This window comes from Salinisphaera sp. C84B14 (assembly GCF_040361435.1).
GTDB lineage: Bacteria > Pseudomonadota > Gammaproteobacteria > Nevskiales > Salinisphaeraceae > Salinisphaera.
Genome location: NZ_APNL01000004.1, coordinates 22,773 through 41,941 on the forward strand (window position 1 = coordinate 22,773; position 19,169 = coordinate 41,941).

15 protein-coding genes are annotated in these 19,169 nt (G+C 65.2%); 10 read left to right on the plus strand and 5 right to left on the minus strand.

Features of this window, described 5'->3' with window-relative positions; translation table 11 throughout:
• Nucleotides 1-2 precede the first annotated feature (2 nt).
• From C84B14_RS04215 to C84B14_RS04225, 3 genes are read left to right on the plus strand one after another with little or no spacing between them, the layout of a single operon-like run.
• The gene (locus C84B14_RS04215) at nucleotides 3-1,535 is read left to right on the plus strand and encodes a uroporphyrinogen-III C-methyltransferase (protein ID WP_353222095.1); all 1,533 of its coding nucleotides are present in this window, start codon (nucleotides 3-5) and stop codon (nucleotides 1,533-1,535) included.
• Nucleotides 1,535-2,722 (plus strand): heme biosynthesis HemY N-terminal domain-containing protein, encoded by a 1,188-nt coding sequence (locus tag C84B14_RS04220; protein ID WP_353222097.1) that lies wholly within the window; start codon nucleotides 1,535-1,537, stop codon nucleotides 2,720-2,722. Before C84B14_RS04215 ends, C84B14_RS04220 begins: the two co-directional genes overlap by 1 nt.
• A gap of 2 nt (nucleotides 2,723-2,724) precedes the next feature.
• The gene (locus tag C84B14_RS04225) at nucleotides 2,725-3,588 is read left to right on the plus strand and encodes an SDR family oxidoreductase (RefSeq protein WP_353222098.1); all 864 of its coding nucleotides are present in this window, start codon (nucleotides 2,725-2,727) and stop codon (nucleotides 3,586-3,588) included.
• Between the two features lie 9 nt (nucleotides 3,589-3,597).
• Here the strand turns inward: C84B14_RS04225 and C84B14_RS04230 are convergent, their stop codons facing one another.
• The 5 genes from C84B14_RS04230 to C84B14_RS04250 all read right to left on the minus strand — a co-directional run bounded on the left by C84B14_RS04230 (nucleotide 3,598) and on the right by C84B14_RS04250 (nucleotide 10,831).
• Nucleotides 3,598-4,062, minus strand: a complete 465-nt coding sequence (locus C84B14_RS04230) for a hypothetical protein (protein WP_353222100.1) — start codon at nucleotides 4,060-4,062, stop codon at nucleotides 3,598-3,600.
• Nucleotides 4,063-4,232: 170 nt separating this feature from the next.
• Nucleotides 4,233-7,334 (minus strand): efflux RND transporter permease subunit, encoded by a 3,102-nt coding sequence (locus C84B14_RS04235; RefSeq protein WP_353222101.1) that lies wholly within the window; start codon nucleotides 7,332-7,334, stop codon nucleotides 4,233-4,235.
• Nucleotides 7,331-8,710 (minus strand): efflux RND transporter periplasmic adaptor subunit, encoded by a 1,380-nt coding sequence (locus C84B14_RS04240; RefSeq protein ID WP_353222103.1) that lies wholly within the window; start codon nucleotides 8,708-8,710, stop codon nucleotides 7,331-7,333. Before C84B14_RS04240 ends, C84B14_RS04235 begins: the two co-directional genes overlap by 4 nt.
• Complete coding sequence (locus tag C84B14_RS04245) at nucleotides 8,707-10,197, minus strand: efflux transporter outer membrane subunit (protein WP_353222105.1); 1,491 nt, start codon at nucleotides 10,195-10,197, stop codon at nucleotides 8,707-8,709. Before C84B14_RS04245 ends, C84B14_RS04240 begins: the two co-directional genes overlap by 4 nt.
• A gap of 112 nt (nucleotides 10,198-10,309) precedes the next feature.
• On the minus strand, nucleotides 10,310-10,831 hold the full coding sequence (locus tag C84B14_RS04250) for an EF-hand domain-containing protein (protein ID WP_353222107.1): 522 nt from the start codon (nucleotides 10,829-10,831) through the stop codon (nucleotides 10,310-10,312).
• Between the two features lie 212 nt (nucleotides 10,832-11,043).
• Here C84B14_RS04250 and C84B14_RS04255 point away from each other — a divergent pair, with 212 nt between their 5' ends.
• The 7 genes from C84B14_RS04255 (at nucleotide 11,044) to C84B14_RS04285 (ending at nucleotide 18,983) form a co-directional block, all read left to right on the plus strand.
• Nucleotides 11,044-11,766: a response regulator gene (locus C84B14_RS04255; RefSeq protein WP_353222109.1), complete on the plus strand. Its 723-nt coding sequence runs from the start codon at nucleotides 11,044-11,046 to the stop codon at nucleotides 11,764-11,766.
• The gene (locus C84B14_RS04260; RefSeq protein WP_353222111.1) at nucleotides 11,767-13,104 is read left to right on the plus strand and encodes an ATP-binding protein; all 1,338 of its coding nucleotides are present in this window, start codon (nucleotides 11,767-11,769) and stop codon (nucleotides 13,102-13,104) included.
• 75 nt (nucleotides 13,105-13,179) lie between these two features.
• Nucleotides 13,180-13,953 (plus strand): phosphatase PAP2 family protein, encoded by a 774-nt coding sequence (locus tag C84B14_RS04265; RefSeq protein ID WP_353222113.1) that lies wholly within the window; start codon nucleotides 13,180-13,182, stop codon nucleotides 13,951-13,953.
• 56 nt (nucleotides 13,954-14,009) lie between these two features.
• Nucleotides 14,010-14,693 (plus strand): type 1 glutamine amidotransferase domain-containing protein, encoded by a 684-nt coding sequence (locus C84B14_RS04270; RefSeq protein ID WP_353222115.1) that lies wholly within the window; start codon nucleotides 14,010-14,012, stop codon nucleotides 14,691-14,693.
• Between the two features lie 38 nt (nucleotides 14,694-14,731).
• Nucleotides 14,732-15,208: a GNAT family N-acetyltransferase gene (locus tag C84B14_RS04275; RefSeq protein WP_353222117.1), complete on the plus strand. Its 477-nt coding sequence runs from the start codon at nucleotides 14,732-14,734 to the stop codon at nucleotides 15,206-15,208.
• 16 nt (nucleotides 15,209-15,224) lie between these two features.
• Nucleotides 15,225-16,715, plus strand: coding sequence for a RimK family ATP-grasp domain-containing protein (locus C84B14_RS04280; protein ID WP_353222119.1), 1,491 nt, complete (start codon nucleotides 15,225-15,227; stop codon nucleotides 16,713-16,715).
• 96 nt (nucleotides 16,716-16,811) lie between these two features.
• Nucleotides 16,812-18,983 (plus strand): malate synthase G, encoded by a 2,172-nt coding sequence (locus C84B14_RS04285; protein WP_353222121.1) that lies wholly within the window; start codon nucleotides 16,812-16,814, stop codon nucleotides 18,981-18,983.
• Nucleotides 18,984-19,169 lie beyond the last annotated feature (186 nt).

The following is a 19,169-nucleotide window of genomic DNA, read 5'->3' on the forward strand; positions in this document are numbered from 1 at the left end:
ACATGAGTGAAGAAAAGCGTAACGAAGCCCCTTCGAACAAGGGCGCTGACCAGAACAAGAGCGCGGCCAGCGCTTCCACATCGGCCAGTGCCAGCAGCGGCGCGTCCAAATCGGCGGCCAGCAAGCCGGCCGATAAAACGACGGCCGGCCAGAGCGGCAAGAAACAAGCCGCATCGGGCGCGAACACATCCGGTGGGAGCGCCAAGACGGACGCGAGTTCGTCGAATGCGGCGAAAGGCAATACCGCCGGCGCTGGCAAGACCGGCGCCTCGGCGACAAATCCCGGGGCGACGACCGCAGCGAGTACGGCCGCTGCCAAGCCTACGGGCAGTGGTGCGAGCACCCCGAACCGGCCGGCCCGTGGCGCGCACACCGGCAACGGCGGTGGCAAGCCGCCGATCATTGCCATCGTGGCGGTGGTAATCGCGCTCATCGCGCTGGTGATTTCCGGCTGGCTGCTCTACCGCGGCGAACAGCGGCTTGCCTCGGCCGATTCGCGCCTGGACACGGTCGAAAAGAGCGTGCAGTCGAGCGTGCAGGACATCGTCATGCCGCGCCTTTCGCGATTCGATTCGCGGCTGCAGTCGCTGGATTCCGACCTGGGCGAGCTGGGCTCGCGTATCGACCGGCAGGGTCAGAACCTGTCGGATATGCAGGCGTCGCTGGAAGCCACTCAGACCCAGCTCGCCGAACTGGCCGATGCGCGCAACGAAAGCGCCAGCCGGCTGCAGCTCGACCAGATCGAATCGCTGCTGCGTGTCGCCAACCAGCGCGTACAGCTCTACGACGATCCGCAAGGCGCGGCGCGTGCGCTGGAAATGGCCAGCGATGCGATCGCGCGCAAGAACGACCCGCGCCTGTTCGATATTCGCGGCGAGATCGCCAACGAAGTGGCGGCCCTACAAGCGCTGCCATCGCCGGATATCGAAGGTCTGTCGCTGCAGCTTGCGGCCCTTATCGAACAGGTGCCCCAGCTGCCGCTGGATTCGAGCGTGCCCAGCGAATACGACAATCAGCAGAGTCAGGCCAAGGCCGCGGACGACGAATCGAGCATGAGCTTCGACGAGTTCCAGTCGCAGTTCAGCCAAGGCTGGGATCACTTCAAGAATTCGGTGGGCGACGCGCTCTCCGGAATGATGACCATCCGCCGCTCGGACGGTACCCAGCGCGCGTTGCTGCCCCCGGATCAGGCGTTCTTTCTGAACCAGAACCTGCAGCTGGAACTGCGCAGCGCGCGGCTGGCCCTGCTCGAGCGCGATACCGAGAACTATCGCGAGAGCCTGGAAACCGCGCGTGAGTGGCTTGCGGATTATTACGATAGCGATGCGGCACCGGTCAGCCAGATGCGCGACCGACTCAACCAGATGAGCAACGTCAAGCTCGACTGGGATACGCCGGATATCTCGCGCAGTCTGGTTCTGCTCGAACAGCTCAAGTCGCGTCGTGGCGGCGGCTCTTCGGGCAGCAATGGCAGCTCGAGCAATCAGGACAACGATGCTAGCGCCGGTGAGCAGACCGGCCAGGACGGTGCATGATGCGGCGTACGCTGCTGGCTTTCTGCCTATTCGTCATCCTCGGCATCGTGATCGCGCTGGTCTTTCGCGACCAGCAGGGCTATCTGCTGCTGTCGTTCGGCGGCTGGGAAGTAGAAACCTCGCTGCTGTTCGCGGTGGCCGCGCTGGTCGTGGCGATCGCGCTCGTGATCGGGCTGTGGAAGCTCATCGTCGCCGGCGTGCTGCTGCCGCGTTCGCTGCGCGAGCGTGTCGCTCGACGCCGTGAGCGCAAGGCACGCCATTCGCTCTACGACGGTCTGCAGCTGTTGCTGGAAGGGCGCTGGTCACGCGCCGAGACCGAGCTGAGTCGTCTTGCCGACCGCCACGAAGCGCCGGGCCTGAATTATCTGCTCGCCGCCCGCGCGGCCCAGTTTCAGGGGCATGTCTCGGACCGCGATCGTTTTCTGGAGCTGGCCTCGTCCAAGAAGGGCGCGAGTGAACTTGCCGTGCTGCTGACCCAGGCCCAGCTGCAGATCCAGCAGGGCCAGAGCGCCGAGGCCATGGCCAGTCTGGCCCGGCTCTACCAGATGGAGCCCACGCACCCGCAGGTGCTTCAGCTCTACGCGGCGCAGTCGGCGAGCGTGGGCGACTACAAGCAGCTGCGCGCGTTGGTGCCGTCGCTCTACAAGTACGGCGAGATGCCCACCGAGAATATCGATCGTTTGGCGGTGGATGCCTGGAATGACGATCTCACCCACCATCAGCAAAAAGACGCGATCGCTCTGACCACCGCCTGGAAGCGCGTGCCCAAACGGCTGCGTTCCAAGCCCGGCATGGTCGAGCGCTATGCCAAGCTGCTCAAGCTGGCCGGCGCGGACGAGCAGGCCGCTGACGTCATTCGCGACACGCTCAAGCACGAGTGGAGCGCGTCGCTGGCGCTGCTGTTCGGCGATCTGGAATGCGCCGACCGCACTGCACAGCTGGCCACGGTGGAGAACTGGCTCAAGCAGTACGGTGAAGAGCCCGAACTGTTGCTCGTGGCGGGCCGTCTGTGCCTGCGCAATCGCCTATGGGGCCGGGCACGCAGCTATTTCGAGGCCAGCCAGAAGAATCAGTCGCGCCCCGATGCGCTGCTTGAGCTCGGCAGGTTGTTCGAGGAAATCAACGAAAAAGAGGAAGCGCGTTCGGCCTATCGTCGCGGCCTCGAACTGCGCGACGCGAACCGCTAGGTTTGGCTTCGCATAGTCTGATCATCGGCTGCGGCGACACGGGTGTTCGTGTCGCCGCACGCGCGGTCGCTGCAGGCGATATCGTGACCGGCGTGGTGCGCAGCCCGGCCAGCGCCGCGAAGGTGCGCGCCGTGGGCGCACATGCGCTGACCCTGGATCTCGACACCGAGCAGCTGGAGCTTCCGGCCTGTGATCGGCTGTTCTATTTCGCCCCGCCCCAGCGCGAGGGCGAAACCGATACGCGCATGGCGCGTGTGCTGGCTGCCCTTCACGCTTCGCCGGCCTATACCGTTTATATCAGCACCAGCGGCGTCTACGGCGATTGCGGCGATGCCTGGGTGGACGAAACCCGGCCGGTGAACGCCGAAAGCGAACGGGCCAAGCGGCGCGTTGACGCCGAGCGTCAGATGCTCGACTTCTCGCCGCAGGCGCGCGTGCTGCGGGCCCCCGGCATCTACGGGCCGAACCGCCTGCCGGTGGCACGGGTACGCGAGGCCACGCCCATTCTCAACGATGAAGAGGGTGGCTGGAGCAACCGTATCCATATCGACGATCTGGCCGCTATCGCCTGGCTGGCCGGCACCCGCGTGCTCGACCACAATCTCTACAACGCCAGCGATGGCCATCCGACCGGGCTTGGCATCTACTACGACACTCTGGCCGAGATGCTGGGTGTGGCCTCGCCGCCGCGTATTTCCTGGGCCGAGGCCGAGCAGCGCTTTTCGGCCATGCGGCTGTCGTTTCTGCGCGAATCCCGGCGCTTGAGCAACCAGCGCCTGCTCGACGATACCGGCTACGTGCTCGCCTTCGCGGATTTTCGCGACGGCCTGGCGGCCAGCCTCAAGGCCGAACCGCCGCTGGATTGAACGCCCGGCTCAGCCGCCGGCGCCCACCGTCGGCGCGATCAACCCGTTTCGATCCAGCCCGGTGGCAAAGCGGGAGATCACCTCGTCCAGGCAGTGCGCGCCGGTGAGGGCGAACACCACGGCGCCGCCGCGGTTTTCTATCATCGTCGCGTTGTATAGGAAGCTGGGCATACCGCCACGACAGTTGCCGATGCGATCCTCGGAGAGTGTGAGCCGGTATCGGGCCTGCCGGGCCAGGCTGTCGTAGGCACGGTTGCGATCGAGCGCGGACGCATCGTATGACATCAGCGCCCAGCCGCGCTCGCGCAGGCTCGCCCGCAGGCGCTCGAGAAGCAGTCCGTCGCCGGCGGGTACCGCGACCGCCCTCGTGGAAGCGTCGTCAACCGGCGCCGGCAGCGGCGCGCTCGCACAGGCGGTAAGCATGCCGTAAAGCACGATCGCGAGGGCAGTCAGGGGCGTCTTGCGGGGCTTCATCGGCGGTGGTATCGGGCGGGCTCAGCGCCTCAGGATAACCCTCATCGCCACCGCGCGCAGAAGCGCATCGTATCGGCGTGGGAAAAGCGGATGCGCGGCGCTATTGCCGAACGCCACGCGGGCCGTTTGCCCGCGCTATCAACACCCCGAAACGGTCTTTTCATGCCGGCTCAGGCGCCTGCTTCGGGTTCGCGCCGCGACAGCAGGCCGCGCAGGTCTTCCACGATCACGTAAAAGCAGGGCACCAGTACCAGGGTGATGGCGGTCGCGAACAGAATGCCGAAGCCCAGCGAGATCGCCATCGGAATCATGAAGCGTGCCTGCAGGGACGTTTCGAAGATCATCGGCGCCAGACCACCGAAGGTGGTCAGCGTGGTCAACAAGATCGGGCGAAAGCGGCGAACCGCGGCCAGACGCACGGCGTTGGCCGGACTTTCTCCGCTGTTGCGTAGCGTATTGGCATAGTGGATGAGCACCAGCGAATCGTTGACCACCACGCCGGCCAGCGCCAGCACGCCCATGAGGCTGACCACCGATAGCGAATAGCCCATGATTTCGTGGCCGAGAATGGCCCCCACCACCGCGAACGGAATGGCGATCATCACGATGATGGGCTGCAGATAGCTCGCAAAGGGGATCGCCAGCAGCATGTAGATGCCGGCCATCGAGAAGACGAAGCCCACGAACAGCGCATGCACCGAGTCGGCCGTGTCTTGCTGGCGGCCGGAATAGCCGTAGCTCAGACCCGGATAGTCCTGGGCGAGCTGCGGCAGGGTTTCGGCGTTGAGGGTCTGGGTGATACGGCTGGTGGCATCGAAGGGGGTGACGTTGGCGGTGACTTCGATACTGCGCCGGCCGTCGCGGCGGGTGATCTGGGTGAAGGCGCGGTCGTAGTCGATATCGGCGATCTGGGCCAGCGGCACGTAGGTATTGTCGGGCGTGCGGATCAACAGATTGCGAATCGAGGCTGCGCTGTCGCGCTCGGACTCGGGCAGGGTCACCATGATCTTGACTTCGTTACGCCCCTGGAGCTGGCGTAGTGCCTCGGCGCCATAGAAGGCAGCGCGTACCTGGGCGCCCACGCTGGCGTTGGTCAGGCCCAGGGAGCGGCCGGCATCGTTGAGGGTGAAGCTGATCTGATTCTTGCCCTCGGCCACGCCGCTGTCGATATCGTGGGTACCGGCGAATTCGCCCAGCCGTGTGGCCAGCGCTTCGGCCGCGCGATCCAGCGTATCGGTGTCGCGATGCGACAGTTCCACGGTAATGGCCTTGCCGGCGCCGGGCCCACCGGCATCGGACTGGAACTGGGCCGACTGCAGGCCGGCGATATCGCCGAGCTGTTCGCGCCAGGCGGTAGTGAAGGCCGAGGTGCTGATCGGGCGTATGTCCGCTGGTTGCAGGTAAACGCGCATTTCCACCACGTTTTCCTTGATGGTGGCGAACACGCCGGTGGCCAGGTCGCCGCCCCCGTTGTCGGCGATCACCTGTTCTGCCGCCGCTTCGAGGCGGTCGCGGGTGGCCTGTACGCGATCCATGGGGCTGCCATAGGGCAGGGTCAGCGTGGCCTGGGCGCGATCGGATTCCACCTTGGGCATGAGCGCGAAGCCCATGCGGCCCGAAAACGCCCAGGCCAGCACGATCAGCAGCACGGCGACACCGAGTGCCGACGTGACGTAGCGATGCACAACGAGCCGTGAGGCCAGCGGCGCATAGTAATCGCTCACGAAACGCGAAAAGCCGCGCGAGAACGCCTGCTGGCGGGTATGGATGGCGGCCGACAGGCGATTGCGCCGGCCCTTGCGTTCGTGGGCCAGATGCGCGGGCATGATGAACAGTGCCTCGACCCAGGAGACGAGGAAGACGGTAATTACCACCAGCGGAATCACGCCGAAGAGCTTGCCGAGAAAGCCGGGCACCAGCAGCAGCGGCAGAAACGCCACCACGTTGGTGAGAATCGAGAACGAAATCGGCATGGCCACATCGCGCGCGCCGGCGATCGCAGCCTGCATGACGCTGGCCCCGCGTTCGCGATGTTCGTAGATGTTCTCGCCGGCCACGATGGCATCGTCCACCACGATGCCGAGCGCGATGATGAAGGCGAACATCGAGATCATGTTGATGGTCACGCCCATCAAAGGCAGGAACAAGAACGCGCCGAGAAAGGCGGTGGGAATGCCCATGGTCACCCAGAACGCCAGACGGATCTCCAGAAACAGGCTGAGCACGCCCAGTACCAGCACCAGGCCCATGAATGCGTTCTTGAGCAGCAGTTCGAGGCGCTGCTGATAGATTTCGGAGCTGTCGCCGTTGATGGCGTAGTGCAGCGAGGGCGGCAGGTCGGTTTCCAGCTCGGCCATCACCTTGCGCGTGGCCTGCGAGACCGAAATGGGCGTCTGCTTGGCCACGCGATAGACCGCGATCCCGATCGAGCGGGCGCCGTCGTAGGTGGCTTCGGTCTTGCTGTCTTCGAAGCCGTTGTTCACGGTGGCCACATCGCCCAGCCGTACCACCGTGCCTTCGGGCGTGGTCAGCAGCGGGATGCGTTCGAATTCGCTGGCGGAATCACGTCGGCCCTTGAGCCGCAGTAGAACCTCGCCCGAGGCGGTATCGGCACTGCCACCGGCCACGTCCACCGCCGAGGCGGCCACGGTATCGGCGACGTCTCCCAGCGTGAGCCCGAAACTGCGCAGGCGCTCCTGGGAAATGGCGACACGGATCACGTAATCACGCGCGCCTTCGAGCTCTACCTGGGTGATGTCCGGCGATTGCAGCAAACGGTCGCGTACTTCTTCGGCATAGGAACGCAGCGCGTTTTCGCTGACATCGCCGTAGAGCTGAACATCGAGCACGTCGCGCTGGTGGTCCGACAGCGAGATCACCGGTTTTTCGGCATCGTCGGGGAAGGTGGTGACCTGGCTGATCGCCTGTTGCACGTCCTGGAACACGGCCTGGCCGTCGGCCGATTCGGACAGTTCCAGTTGAACCGTGGCACCGCCTTCGGCCGCCGTGGCGGTCATTTCGTCGATGCCGGAGACGTCGCGCACCTTTTCTTCGATGGCGAGCACGATATTCTGTTCGACCTGCTCGGGGGTGGCGCCCGGATAAGACACCGATACCGTGACCATGTCGAGGCTGAATTCGGGGAAGACCTCCTGCTTGATGAGCGTGGTCATCAGCAGGCCGCCGGCCAGCAGTACGAGCATCAGCAGATTCGGCGTGACCCGATTGGCGACCATCCAGGCCATCGGGCCGCGGCGCGGACTCTCGCTCACGAGTTCGGCTCCGTCGTTGCCGCGGCCACTTGACGTGTGTCGGCCCGCGCGCTAGCCGGGCTGGACGTAATCTCCTCCGGTGGGCCGCTCAGGCGCAGTCCCTGCGGCCGCTGCTTGCCGGTCATGGCCGCGGCTTCGGCTTCGTCGTCGCCCGGGTCGCCTGCGTCATCCGGGTTGGCGGGTGTTGTCGCCGTACTCGAGTCGACCCGGATGGGCATACCCTGGATGGGCGCGGTCAGTTCGCTGGTGATCACGGCATCGCCCGGTTCCAGCCCGGCCGAGACAACCGTCTGATTGGCGTCGCGATAGAGAATGTCGACGCTGCGGATATCCAGGCGGTTGTCGTTGCTCATCACCCAGACGTTGTTGTTCTCGTGTACGAAGGCCGAGTCGATGAGCACGCTGTCGGCCGGCAGCCGCGCTTCCAGCGCGGCCCGTACATAGGCGCCGATCAGAAGGCGCGTGTCGGCAGGCGTGTTGTCGCCCAGCGGGTCGGGCACCTGCAGCAGCACCCGCGCCATGCGCCCCGAGGTTTCCAATGCCGGCTGGATACGCAGCACTTCGGCGGGCAGGAAGGCGTCCGCGCCCCAGCCGTCGGGATAAAAGATCTGCGCCGAGGTACCCGCACGCTCGGCGTCGGCGGCATGAATGAAGCGCAGCTGATCGACCGGCACCGATACATCGACCCAGTAGGTATCGGTCGCGGCCAGGGTGGCGATGCTGTCGCTGGTGGTCACCACATCACCGATCGAGGCGCTGCGTTCGGTGACGATGCCGTCGAAGGGCGCCCGCACCTTGGTACGGTCCAGATCGAGCTGGGCCTGTTCGACCGCCGTACGGGCGGCTTCGACGTCGGCCTGGGCCTGTTCGAGCTGGGGCCCGCGCAGGGCCAGGTCGCGCTCGTCGGCGCTGACGTCGCTGCCCACCAGGGCCAGCTCGCGCTTGGCCACGGCCTGCTGGCCCTGTTCCACGCGCAGCGCGGCCTTTGCATTGGCCAGATCAGTGCGCGCGCTATTGAGCGCGAGCTGGTAATCGGCCTCGTCGATACGAGCCAGTACCTCGGATTTATTAAAGCGTGTGCCCGGCGCGAGCTTGTCGGTCAGCGCGACGATCTGGCCCGACACCCGCGGACGCAGTGTGGTTGAATCGGCCGCCTGCACGGTGCCGTTGGCCGAGAAATCCAGGGTCGTCGGCGCCGCTTCGGCCGGTGTGACCGTAACCAGCCGGGCCTGGCGCTCGCGCGGCGTGGCCTTGGGCGCGCTCGGTGTGCTGGTGAGCACGATGAAGGCGATGACGACGCCTGCCACCAGCACCAGAACGGGCAGGGCAATCCATAGCAGTCGCGGCAACGTGCGCCGGGGTGGTTCGCTGTTCATGGGCGGTCTTCGGTTTGCGCGGCGTCCAGCGGGATGCGGGGATTATCGATGCCCGCGTCGGGCAGGCTGTCGATATCGCCGGCGAGCGCGCGATAGAGGTTGATACGGTAATCGATCAGCTGGCGACGAGCGGCCAGATAGTCCACCTGCAGGTTCTGGCGGGTGAGCAGGGCATCGAGCACGTCGAGATAGTCGGTGGCGCCGCGCAGGTAACGCAGGCGCAGATTGGCCACGCTCTCGCGCGACAGGCGCAGCTGTTCGTCGAGGCGCTGCAGATAGCGCTTCTGGCGGTACTCGTTGGTCAGCGCATCCTCGGTTTCCTGCAACGCTTCGAGCATGCTCTGCTGGTAATCGGCGACTTCCTCGGCGACCACGGCCCGGCTGCGATCGACCTCGGCCGCGCGCGAGCCGGCATCGAATATCGGCTGGGTGAGATTGGCCGCCAGCTGGGTAATCCAGTTGGAAAACAGATCGCCGGAATCGTTGGTCGCCGATACGCTCGCCGACAGCGACAGCTGTGGATAGCGATTGGCCACGGCCACCGCGACCCGCCGATCAGCCGCGGCCAGCGAATAGAATTGCTGGCGCACATCCGGCCGGCGCATGAGCGCGGCGGCGGGCACGCCGGTGTCCGGCAGGGCGGGCAGTTCGATGAGATCGCCTTCGGGTATGTCCAGGTCTTTAGGCGCGACGCCCACCAGCGTGGCCAGGGCGTGTTCGAGTACCGCTTCGCTGGCCTGGGCCTGCTCGAGCTGGCCGCGTACCGACTCCACGGCCTGGCGCTGGCGTAGGACGTCGGCGGCCTGGCTCTGGCCGTACTTGAAGGCATAGGTGGTCAGGTCGAGCACGTCGCGATTGGTCTGAATCTGGCTTTCCAGCAGCGCGATACGCGCACGCAGTTCCTGCAGCTGATACCAGTTGCTGGCCAGATCGGCGGTGAGCGTGATGGCAGCCGCCTGGTAGTCGGCCGCGGTCGCGCGGGCATCGAACAGGGCCGCGCTGCGCGCATTGCGCAGCCGCCCCCACAGATCGAGTTCATAGGCCGCCGAAAATTGCAGGGTCCGCGTTTCGCTCCAGTTCGAGCCGCTCTGGTCGAGCACGATCCCGTTGTTGCCGGCAGTGCTGCCGCTCACGCTCGCGCCGTTGTTCGACCGCCGCGTGCCGCTTTGTTCGAAGCTCGCATCCACGCTCGGGAACAGGTCGGCATTGGCGCTGGCGAGCGTGGCCCGGGCCTGTTCGACACGGGCATAGGTCGAGGCCAGGCTGAAGTTGTTGCCCAGCGCGCGTTCGACCAGCGTATTCAGCCCCGGATCGTGGAAGGCGGTCCACCAGCGGCTATCCGTGGCTGCTTCGCCGCTGGCGCCAAACCGGGCCGGCATCTCGAATGCCGGTTCGGCCAGTTCGTCGAGCGGCGTCGTCGCACAGCCGGCGAACGCCAGGCACAGGCAGGCAAGAGCGGCAAAACGCATGGGCGACGACAGGATCACGGGAATCGGCTACTCATTCTAACGGCTGTGAAAAGCCCGCCGGCACGAACGCCGACGGGCAGGCGAGACGGCCCGGGCTCGCCGGGCGGGCAGCGGGCCGTCGTTGCGGACGTTACGGCGAACGCTTGTCGTGTTCCTGTGCCATACGGTCGTGGTGGCGCTGCATGGCCTGCTTGAACTCTTCCCGTGACACGAGGCCGTCGCCGTCGCTGTCCATTTTCTTGAACATATCGTCGCGCTTGCCGTGGTTTTTCGGCTTATCGGCGCCGTTTTCGGCGTGCTTCGGCTTGTCGCCGCCGTGCTTGCCGTGCTGCGGCGGGCGGGCTTCGTTTGCGTCCAGGCTGCCGTCGCCGTTGGCATCCATGCGCTCGAACATGCGCTCGGCGCGCTGCTGGGCCTGGGCCATGAACTCGTCCTTGTCGATCTGGCCATCGCCGTTGGTATCGGCAGCATCGAAGCGCAGTTTGGCCATGGCTTGGCGCATGTTCGACAGTTCCTGCTGGCTCAGACTGCCGTTGCCATCGGCATCGAGCGCGTCGAACAGCTTGTCGGGATCGTGCATGGGCTTGGCATGGGCGCTGGCGATGCCGACCAGGCCGGCGGTGAGGGCGGTCATGAGAATACGGTGTTTCATGGATGTCTCCTTTTGGGGGCGATACGGGCCGTGCTGGCCCTGTCTCGAACGCCATTAACGCGCACAAATGTCGTGCAAATCTGTCGGCAGGCGATGAATTTGTCGCAAAGTGTGTCGAGCCCCTGGCCCTGGCAGAGCTCGATACAACGGCCGCGTAAACCCCCCCCGGATGGCAGGTTATATTGGCCCGGCCATTCGTTCACGAGCCCGTCATGGCCGAGCCGCAGCCGCATATTCTCGTTGTCGACGATCATCGCGATATTCGCGATTCGCTGACCCGCTATCTGCGCGATCACGGCTTTCGCATATCCGCGGCGGCCGATGCGGCCGCGGCGCGGCGGCTGGTGCGTGAATCGGCCTTCGATCTGGTCGTGCTGGATATCATGATGCCCGGCGAGGACGGCCTGAGCCTGTGTCGCTGGCTGGGCGAAACCCACGACATCCCCATCGTGCTGCTGACTGCCGTGGCCGACGAAACGGACCGCATCATCGGCCTGGAAATGGGCGCGGACGACTATGTCACCAAGCCGTTCTCGCCGCGGGAGCTGCTCGCGCGCATTCGCGCGGTGCTGCGGCGGGCCACGGCGCTGCCGACCCAGCGCAACCAGCCCGAGCGCAGCGCCGTACGCTTCGATCGCTGGACCTTCCATACCGCGCAACAGGAGCTGGTCGACGAAGACGGCGTGGCCGTGGCCCTGTCCACCGGCGAATACCGGCTGCTGCTGGCGTTTGTGCGCCACCCCAATCACGTGCTCTCGCGCGACCAGCTGCTGGATTTGACGCAGGGCAAGGACGCCCAGGTGTTCGATCGCAGTATCGACAATCAGGTCAGCCGGCTGCGCCGCAAGGTCGAGCTCGACCCGGCCAATCCGCGCCTGATTCTTACCGTCTGGGGCGGGGGCTATCGCTTCGCCGCCGCCTGCAAGGCGGCCTGAATGCGCATGTGGCCGCGCAGCCTGGCCGGGCGGATCGTCGCGCTGACGCTGCTGGCGCTGGTGATCTCGCAGCTGGTGAGTTTCTTCATTTTCATGCACGAGCGCGATCGGTTTCTCGAGCGCGTGATCCTGGGCAACATGGCCGATAACGTGGCGGCCGCCATGCGCACGCTGGAATTCGTCGCCGACGACGAGCGCGCGGATGCGGTCGCCGCGCTGTCCACCCGCGATCTGCGTTATCGCTTGGCAGCCACGCCGGGGCGTGCATTTGCCGGGCGCAGTGACGCCGCTAACCGTTTCGCCCTGGACATGGCCCGCAACATGGGCATGGAAACCGATCGGGTGCGGGTGGCGATCGGCCCCGGGCTGGCGCGCGGGCCGAACCGGCGTGCCGGCGATGCGCTGCGCATGGCCGTACAAATCGACGAGGGCGTCTGGTTGCGCGCACGCCAGATGGTGTTCGACCCGACCCGGCACTGGGCACGGTCTTCGTTGATGACGCTGGCGGTGAGTGCGGTTCTGATGGTGCTCATCGTGGTGCTGACCAGCCGCCGGATCACTGCGCCCCTGCGCGAGCTGGCCGGGGCGGCGGAACGCTTCGGCCGGGGCGAAGAGGTGGCGCCGCTGCCTGAATACGGCGCCGAGGATATCCGGCGCTCGGTCGCGGCATTCAATCGCATGCGCGAGCGCCTGGCCCGGTTCGTGGCCGACCGTACCCGTATGGTCGCCGCCATCGCCCACGACCTGCGCACACCGATCACCGCGCTACGGCTGCGCCTGGAATTTCTGCCGGACGACGACAACACGCGCTCGATGGCGGCCACCCTCGAAGATATGGCGCGCATGAGCGAGGCGTCGCTGACCTTCATGCGCGAAGAGGCCGCCACGGAGGCCACACGCACCGTCGATTTATCGGCGCTGGTGGATGCCCTGTGCGAAGACTATCGCGCTGCGGGTGCACAGGTGTTATTCGAGCCCGACGCCCGCCTGGCGCTGGTGTGTCGTCCGGCCGCGATCCGGCGTGCGCTGCGTAACGTCATCGACAACGCGCTCGCCTACGGCCAGCGGGCACGGCTGGTTCTGCTCGACGATCGCCAGGCAGTGACGATCCAGGTGCTGGACGACGGTCCGGGTATCGACGAGGCCGAAATGGCACGGGTGTTCGACCCGTTCGTGCGCCTGGAAAGTTCACGCAGCCGCGATACCGGCGGTACCGGCCTGGGGCTGTCGATCGCGCGCTCGGTAGTGCAAGGCCATGGCGGCGACATCACGTTGGCCAACCGTAACGAAGGCGGGCTGAGCGTGAGCATTCGACTACCGCGAACCGGCATCAATTAGGTGCTATATACACAGTATTAAGAAATCGTTAATATCTCGTTTAGATGATGTTGCGGCACCTTGAGGAAAGCGGCAATGACGAGTACGAACGAAGCCTATTGGAATCTGCGCGGCCTGATGATCAGCTACGGTATCGCCGCGCTGCTGGTGTTGTCCTACCTCTGGGCGCCCACCCGAATGCTCTGGGACGGGCTCGACCGGCATATCGCCCTCGGGCTCAACTCGATGGTGCAGACCAGCTATACCGAGCAGATGTTCTGGGCGTTCGCGAACCTGCGGATATTCGATTACATCGCGGCGTTCATTCTGCTGGGGGTGCTCATCGCCTACGTCATGCGTGGCCAGAATGCGCCGCGAGACGTGCGTATCGCCCGATCAATTCTGGTCTGCGTGCTGTTGCTGGTGCTGGTCGCAATCACCCGCGAGTTTTTGTTCAAGGATGTCTCCCGCGACAGCCCTTCGCTGGTGCTGGAACCCTTCACGATGCTCTCCGAGCACACGCCGCTGAACCCGAAGGACCATTCGACCCAGAGCTTTCCCGGCGATCATGCCACCGTGGTGGCGACGTTCACCTTCCTGCTGTGGTTCTTCGCGGGGCGCCGCTATGGCCTGGTATCCGCGGTGTTCGCGACCTTTTTCGTGTTGCCGCGGCTGGTCAGCGGTGCGCACTGGTTCACCGATGCCATCATCGGCGGGGTAGTGACCGCGCTGGTGGTGGTGCCGCTGGTCGTCTACACGCCGGTCCAGGACATACTCACGCGTGGCCTCGTGTCCGGTATGCACCGCCTGAAAGGTAGAAGCGGTGCCGAATCGGGTCATCCGTCGCACGGCTTGCGCCGGCACGATTGATTGTCGTGGCCGGTGGCCGCATCGTGCGTGTGTGACGTCACCACAAAGGATGCGCCATGAAACTGCTGATGGTGCTCACCTCGCACGCTGCGCTCGGCGATACAGGCAAGACCACCGGCTTCTGGCTGGAGGAATTCGCCGCGCCTTACTATGTCTTTCGCGATGCCGGCGCGGCGGTGGTGCTGGCCTCGCCGGCCGGGGGCGCGCCGCCGCTGGACCCGGCCAGCGACACCGACCAGGCCCAGACCGCGGCCACCGAGCGCTTCAAGAAAGATGCCGAGGCCCAGCACGCGCTGGCGACCACGCAGAAACTGGCAGACGTGACCGGCGAGCGCTTCGACGCGATCTTCTACCCCGGCGGCCACGGCCCGCTCTGGGATCTGGCCGAAGACCGCGATTCGATCGCGCTGCTGGAGCGTAATCAGGCCGCGGGCACACCGCTGGGGCTGGTCTGCCATGCCCCGGGCGTGCTTCGGCATACAAGGAATGCGCACGGCGGGCCGCTGGTCCATGGCCTCAAGGTCACCGGCTTTACCAATAGCGAAGAGCAGGCCGTGGGCCTGGCCGAGGTGGTGCCGTTTCGCGTGGAAGACATGCTCCGCGACAGCGGTGCTGAATTTTCGAGCGGCAAGGACTGGGCTTCGCATGTGGTGGTCGCGGGCAATCTGGTCACCGGTCAGAATCCGGCCTCGTCGACGGCCACGGCGCGGCTTCTCATGGCCCAGCTGCAGCCCAAATAGCCTCTCGCGTCGGGCGTTTGCGCGCGTATACTCGGCCCATGCCGGTGACCCCATCGCCTATCATTCGCGCCGCCGATCTTGGCGATCTGGCCGGCGTTTACGCGCTCGAACAGGCCTGTTTCGTGCTGGACGGGCAGAGCCGGCGCAGCCTGCGCCATCTCATCGCCCGTGCCCACGGCGATTTCCTGGTCGCCGTGGTGGACGAGGCCGTGGTGGCCGATGTGATCGTGCTCTATCGCCGTGGCAGCCGCGTGGCCCGGCTGTATTCGATCGCGGTCGGCCCGGCCGCTCGTGGCCAGGGCATGGCACGCCGGCTTCTGGAACGCGCGCAGACCCAGGCTGTCGCAAGGGGATGTGGCTTCATGCGGGCCGAGGCGCGGCTTTCCAACGGCGCCTCGCGCGGCTTGTTTGCCGATGCGGGATATCGCGAAATCGCACGACTTGTCGATTATTATCCGGGCAGCAACAGCGGGCACGAAGACGGTGTGCGCCTGGAAAAACAGCTCAACAACTAGCGGGTAAAACGCGTCTATGGCCGAACCGATCGTGGTGGTGGAATCTCTGCGGGACTGGAAAGCGCCCGCGCCTTCGGTACGGCTGGTGCTCGCCGATGACTATCTGGCCGATCCGGCGTTCGCCGAGGCGGATCTGCACGTCATCAACCTGTGTCGCAGTACGCGCTATCAAAGCCTTGGCTATTACTGTTCGCTGCTGGCCGAGGCCCGCGGGCATCGCGTGCTCGCCTCGGTGGCCACGCTGCAGGATCTGTCGCGCAAGATCATCTACGGCAGCGAAATCCCGGCGCTGGCCGAGTATCTCGATCGGCTGAGCGAGGCCGAACGTGCCAGCCTGCCGGCGGCGTTCAACGTCTACCTCGGCCGCTGCGAAAACCCGTTGCTGGCATCTCTGGCGCGGCGGCTGTTCGAGCAGTTTGCCGTGCCGCTGCTGCATGTGGAGCTGCGCCGGCGCGAGGGCAAGGTGGCGGTGGACGGGCTGCGCACGCTCTCGATTCGGTCACTGGACGCCGAACAGGCAGCGTTTCTCGATCGCGCCCTGCAGGCCCACGTCGCCAAGGGTTGGCGCGGCGCACGCAAGCGTCGGGCCGCGCGCTTCGACGTAGCCATGCTCGTGGACGCAGACGACCCGCAGCCGCCGTCGAACGTCGCCGCGCTGGACAAGTTCGTGGCCGCCGGCAAGCGTCTGGGCCTGGAGGTGGAAATCATCGGCCGGCGCGATTTCGGCCGGCTGGCCGAGTTCGATGCCCTGTTCATTCGTGAAACCACGCGGCTGGCCCATCACACCTATGCCTTTTCGCGTCGTGCCGAGCGCGAAGGCCTGGTCGTCATCGACGATCCGACCTCGATTCTGCGCTGTACCAACAAGGTCTATCTCGCCGAACTGCTGACCCGTTACAAGGTGGCCGCGCCGCGCGCCTGTATTTTTGGCGAACGCGAGGTCAAGCGCCTGCCCGAGCTGCTGGGTTTTCCGATGGTGCTCAAGGCCCCGGAAGGCGCGTTTTCGAAAGGCGTGTTCAAGGCCAACGATCGCGCCGAACTCGACGCTATCGCCGCGCGCCTGCTCGACGATTCCGAACTCGCGCTGGCCCAGGAATTCATGCCCACCGAGTTCGACTGGCGGGTGGGCGTGCTCGCCGGCAAGCCGCTGTATGTCTGCCAGTATGCGATGGCGGGCGGCCACTGGCAGATCGTCAAGCACGAAGACAGCGGCGACTACAGCGAGGGCGATTCGGCCACGCTGGCGGTCGAGGATGCGCCCGCCGAGGTCATCGACACCGCGGTGCGCGCGGCCAATCTCATCGGCGACGGTTTGTACGGGGTCGACCTCAAGCAGACCGCCGACGGTATTCGGGTGATCGAAGTCAACGACAACCCGAGCCTGGACGCCGGCATTGAAGATGCCGTGCTGGGGGATGCGTTGTACGACCGCATCATGGGCGAATTCCTGTACCGCCTGCAGCAGCGCACCCGGGCGCCGGGCAAGCGGCGGGCCGGATCGCCGTAAAACCCATGTCGGCAGTGCTTTGTTATGATGCCGGCCTGACAAATTTTCGTGACCGTTCGCCAGAACGGCTGCGTTTGGCACAAGAAAAGGCGTTTTATGACCGACCGTATCGAAAAAGCGGGCCTGCAGATCGGCAAGCCCCTGCATGATTTGATTGAAAAAGCCCTGCCGGGCACCGGCGTCGACTCCGACACCTTCTGGCAGACGCTGGCTTCGCTGGTGGCCGAGTTCGGCGATCGCAACGCGCAGCTGCTTCGTCATCGCGAGGATATCCAGGAAACGCTCGACAAATGGCACCGCGAGCACCGCGGCGATGCCTTCGACAAGGGCGAATACCGCAAGCTGCTCGAAGAGCTCGAATACATCGTCGGTGATGTGGGCGACTTCAAGGTGTCGACCGACAACGTCGACCCCGAGATTGCCACCGTGCCAGGCCCGCAGCTGGTGGTGCCGATCACCAACGCGCGTTTTTCGCTCAACGCCGCGAACGCCCGCTGGGGCAGCCTGTATGACGCCCTCTACGGCGCGGACATCATCCCCGAGGATAACGGCGCCGAGAAGGGCAGCAGCTACAACCCCAAGCGTGGCGCCAAGGTGGTCGAATGGGCGGCCAAGTTCCTCGACGATACCTTCCCGCTGGCTGACGGCTCGCACGCCGATGCCACTGCCTACCGTATCGATAACGACACCCTGGCCGTGGACGTGGGCGACAGCCACACCACGCTCAAGGACAGCAAGCAGTTCGCCGGCTACCAGGGCGATGCGTCTGCGCCCAAGGCCGTGCTGCTGACCAACAACGGCCTGCATTCCGAAATCCAGATCGATGCCAACGATCCGGTCGGCAAGGATCATGCAGCCGGCGTGAAGGACGTGCTCATGGAAGCCGCCGTCACCGCCATCCAGGACTGTGAAGACTCCGTCGCCGCGGTCGATGCCGAAGACAAGGCGCTGGTGTACGGCAACTGGCTGGGCCTGATGAAGGGCGACCTGCAGGAGTCGCTTGAGAAGGGTGGCAAGACCATCACCCGCAAGCTCAACGACGATCGCGAATACACCGCCCCCGACGGCTCCACGCTCACGCTGCCCGGTCGCAGCCTGATGCTGGTGCGCAACGTCGGCCATCTGATGACCACGCCGGCGGTGCTCGACAGCGACGGCAACGAAATTCCGGAAGGCATTCTGGACGCGCTGTGCACCGGCACCATTGCCCTGCACGACCTCAAGCGCAACGGTCCCCACACCAACAGCCGTGCTGGCAGCGTGTATATCGTCAAGCCCAAGATGCACGGCCCGGCCGAAGTCAACTTCACGGTCGAGCTCTTCGAAGCCGTCGAGAAGGGCATCGGCATGGCGCCGAACACGCTCAAGGTCGGCATCATGGACGAAGAGCGTCGTACCAGCCTCAACCTCAAGGCCTGCATCAAACAGGCCCGCGAGCGCACCATCTTCATCAATACCGGTTTCCTTGATCGCACCGGCGACGAGATGCACACCTCGATGGAAGCCGGCCCGATGCTGCCCAAGGGCGAGATGAAATCCCAGCCCTGGCTCAAGGCCTACGAAGACAACAACGTCGACACCGGCCTGGCCGCCGGCCTGCGCGGCAAGGCACAGATTGGCAAGGGCATGTGGGCCGCGCCCGACAACATGGCCGACATGATGGAAGCCAAGATCGGCCATCCGAAAGCCGGCGCCAACTGTGCCTGGGTGCCGTCGCCGACCGCCGCCACGCTGCACGCGATTCATTACCATCGCTGCGACGTGCTGGAACGCCAGGCCGAACTGGAATCGCGCAACGAGGACTACCTCGACGACATGCTCACGATTCCGCTGCTCGACCGCCAGCTCTCTGATGAAGAGATCCAGAAAGAGCTCGACAACAACTGCCAGGGCATCCTGGGTTATGTCGTGCGGTGGGTCGACCAGGGCGTGGGCTGCTCCAAGGTGCCGGACATCACCGACACCCAGCTCATGGAAGATCGCGCGACCTGTCGTATCTCCTCGCAGCATGTGGCCAACTGGCTGCACCACGGCGTGACCAACGAACAGCAGGTGCGCGAAACCCTCGAGCGCATGGCCGCGGTGGTGGATCGCCAGAACGAAGGCGACGCCAACTACCACAACATGGCGCCGAACTTCGACGATTCCGTGGCCTTCCAGGCGGCCTCCGACCTGATTTTCAAGGGTCTGGAACAGCCTTCGGGCTACACCGAACCGGTCCTGCACGCGCGTCGCCGCGAGCTCAAGGCCAAGCGGGCTAAAGGCTGATGCCAGCCACGCCCGTTACGAAAAAGCCCGGCTTCGGCCGGGCTTTTTTGTGGGCTCCATATTCCGTCGGTTGTCAATAGGTTGCGCTATATGTCACGGGCATGGGCTTGCGCCGCATGGCGTGCTCTGTAGGCTGAAATATCGCAAAGACGGGCTTGTGGCTGTCTTTTGATTTATGCCGCGTCG

Excerpts from the sequence above, each read along its gene's own strand:
- C84B14_RS04215 (WP_353222095.1), top strand. The coding sequence starts at position 3 with ATGAGTGAAGAAAAGCGTAACGAAGCCCCTTCGAACAAGGGCGCTGAC.
- C84B14_RS04220 (WP_353222097.1), top strand. The coding sequence starts at position 1,535 with ATGCGGCGTACGCTGCTGGCTTTCTGCCTATTCGTCATCCTCGGCATC.
- C84B14_RS04230 (WP_353222100.1), bottom strand. The coding sequence starts at position 4,062 with ATGAAGCCCCGCAAGACGCCCCTGACTGCCCTCGCGATCGTGCTTTAC.
- C84B14_RS04240 (WP_353222103.1), bottom strand. The coding sequence starts at position 8,710 with ATGAACAGCGAACCACCCCGGCGCACGTTGCCGCGACTGCTATGGATT.
- C84B14_RS04250 (WP_353222107.1), bottom strand. The coding sequence starts at position 10,831 with ATGAAACACCGTATTCTCATGACCGCCCTCACCGCCGGCCTGGTCGGC.
- C84B14_RS04255 (WP_353222109.1), top strand. The coding sequence starts at position 11,044 with ATGGCCGAGCCGCAGCCGCATATTCTCGTTGTCGACGATCATCGCGAT.
- C84B14_RS04260 (WP_353222111.1), top strand. The coding sequence starts at position 11,767 with ATGCGCATGTGGCCGCGCAGCCTGGCCGGGCGGATCGTCGCGCTGACG.
- C84B14_RS04265 (WP_353222113.1), top strand. The coding sequence starts at position 13,180 with ATGACGAGTACGAACGAAGCCTATTGGAATCTGCGCGGCCTGATGATC.
- C84B14_RS04270 (WP_353222115.1), top strand. The coding sequence starts at position 14,010 with ATGAAACTGCTGATGGTGCTCACCTCGCACGCTGCGCTCGGCGATACA.
- C84B14_RS04275 (WP_353222117.1), top strand. The coding sequence starts at position 14,732 with ATGCCGGTGACCCCATCGCCTATCATTCGCGCCGCCGATCTTGGCGAT.
- C84B14_RS04280 (WP_353222119.1), top strand. The coding sequence starts at position 15,225 with ATGGCCGAACCGATCGTGGTGGTGGAATCTCTGCGGGACTGGAAAGCG.
- C84B14_RS04285 (WP_353222121.1), top strand. The coding sequence starts at position 16,812 with ATGACCGACCGTATCGAAAAAGCGGGCCTGCAGATCGGCAAGCCCCTG.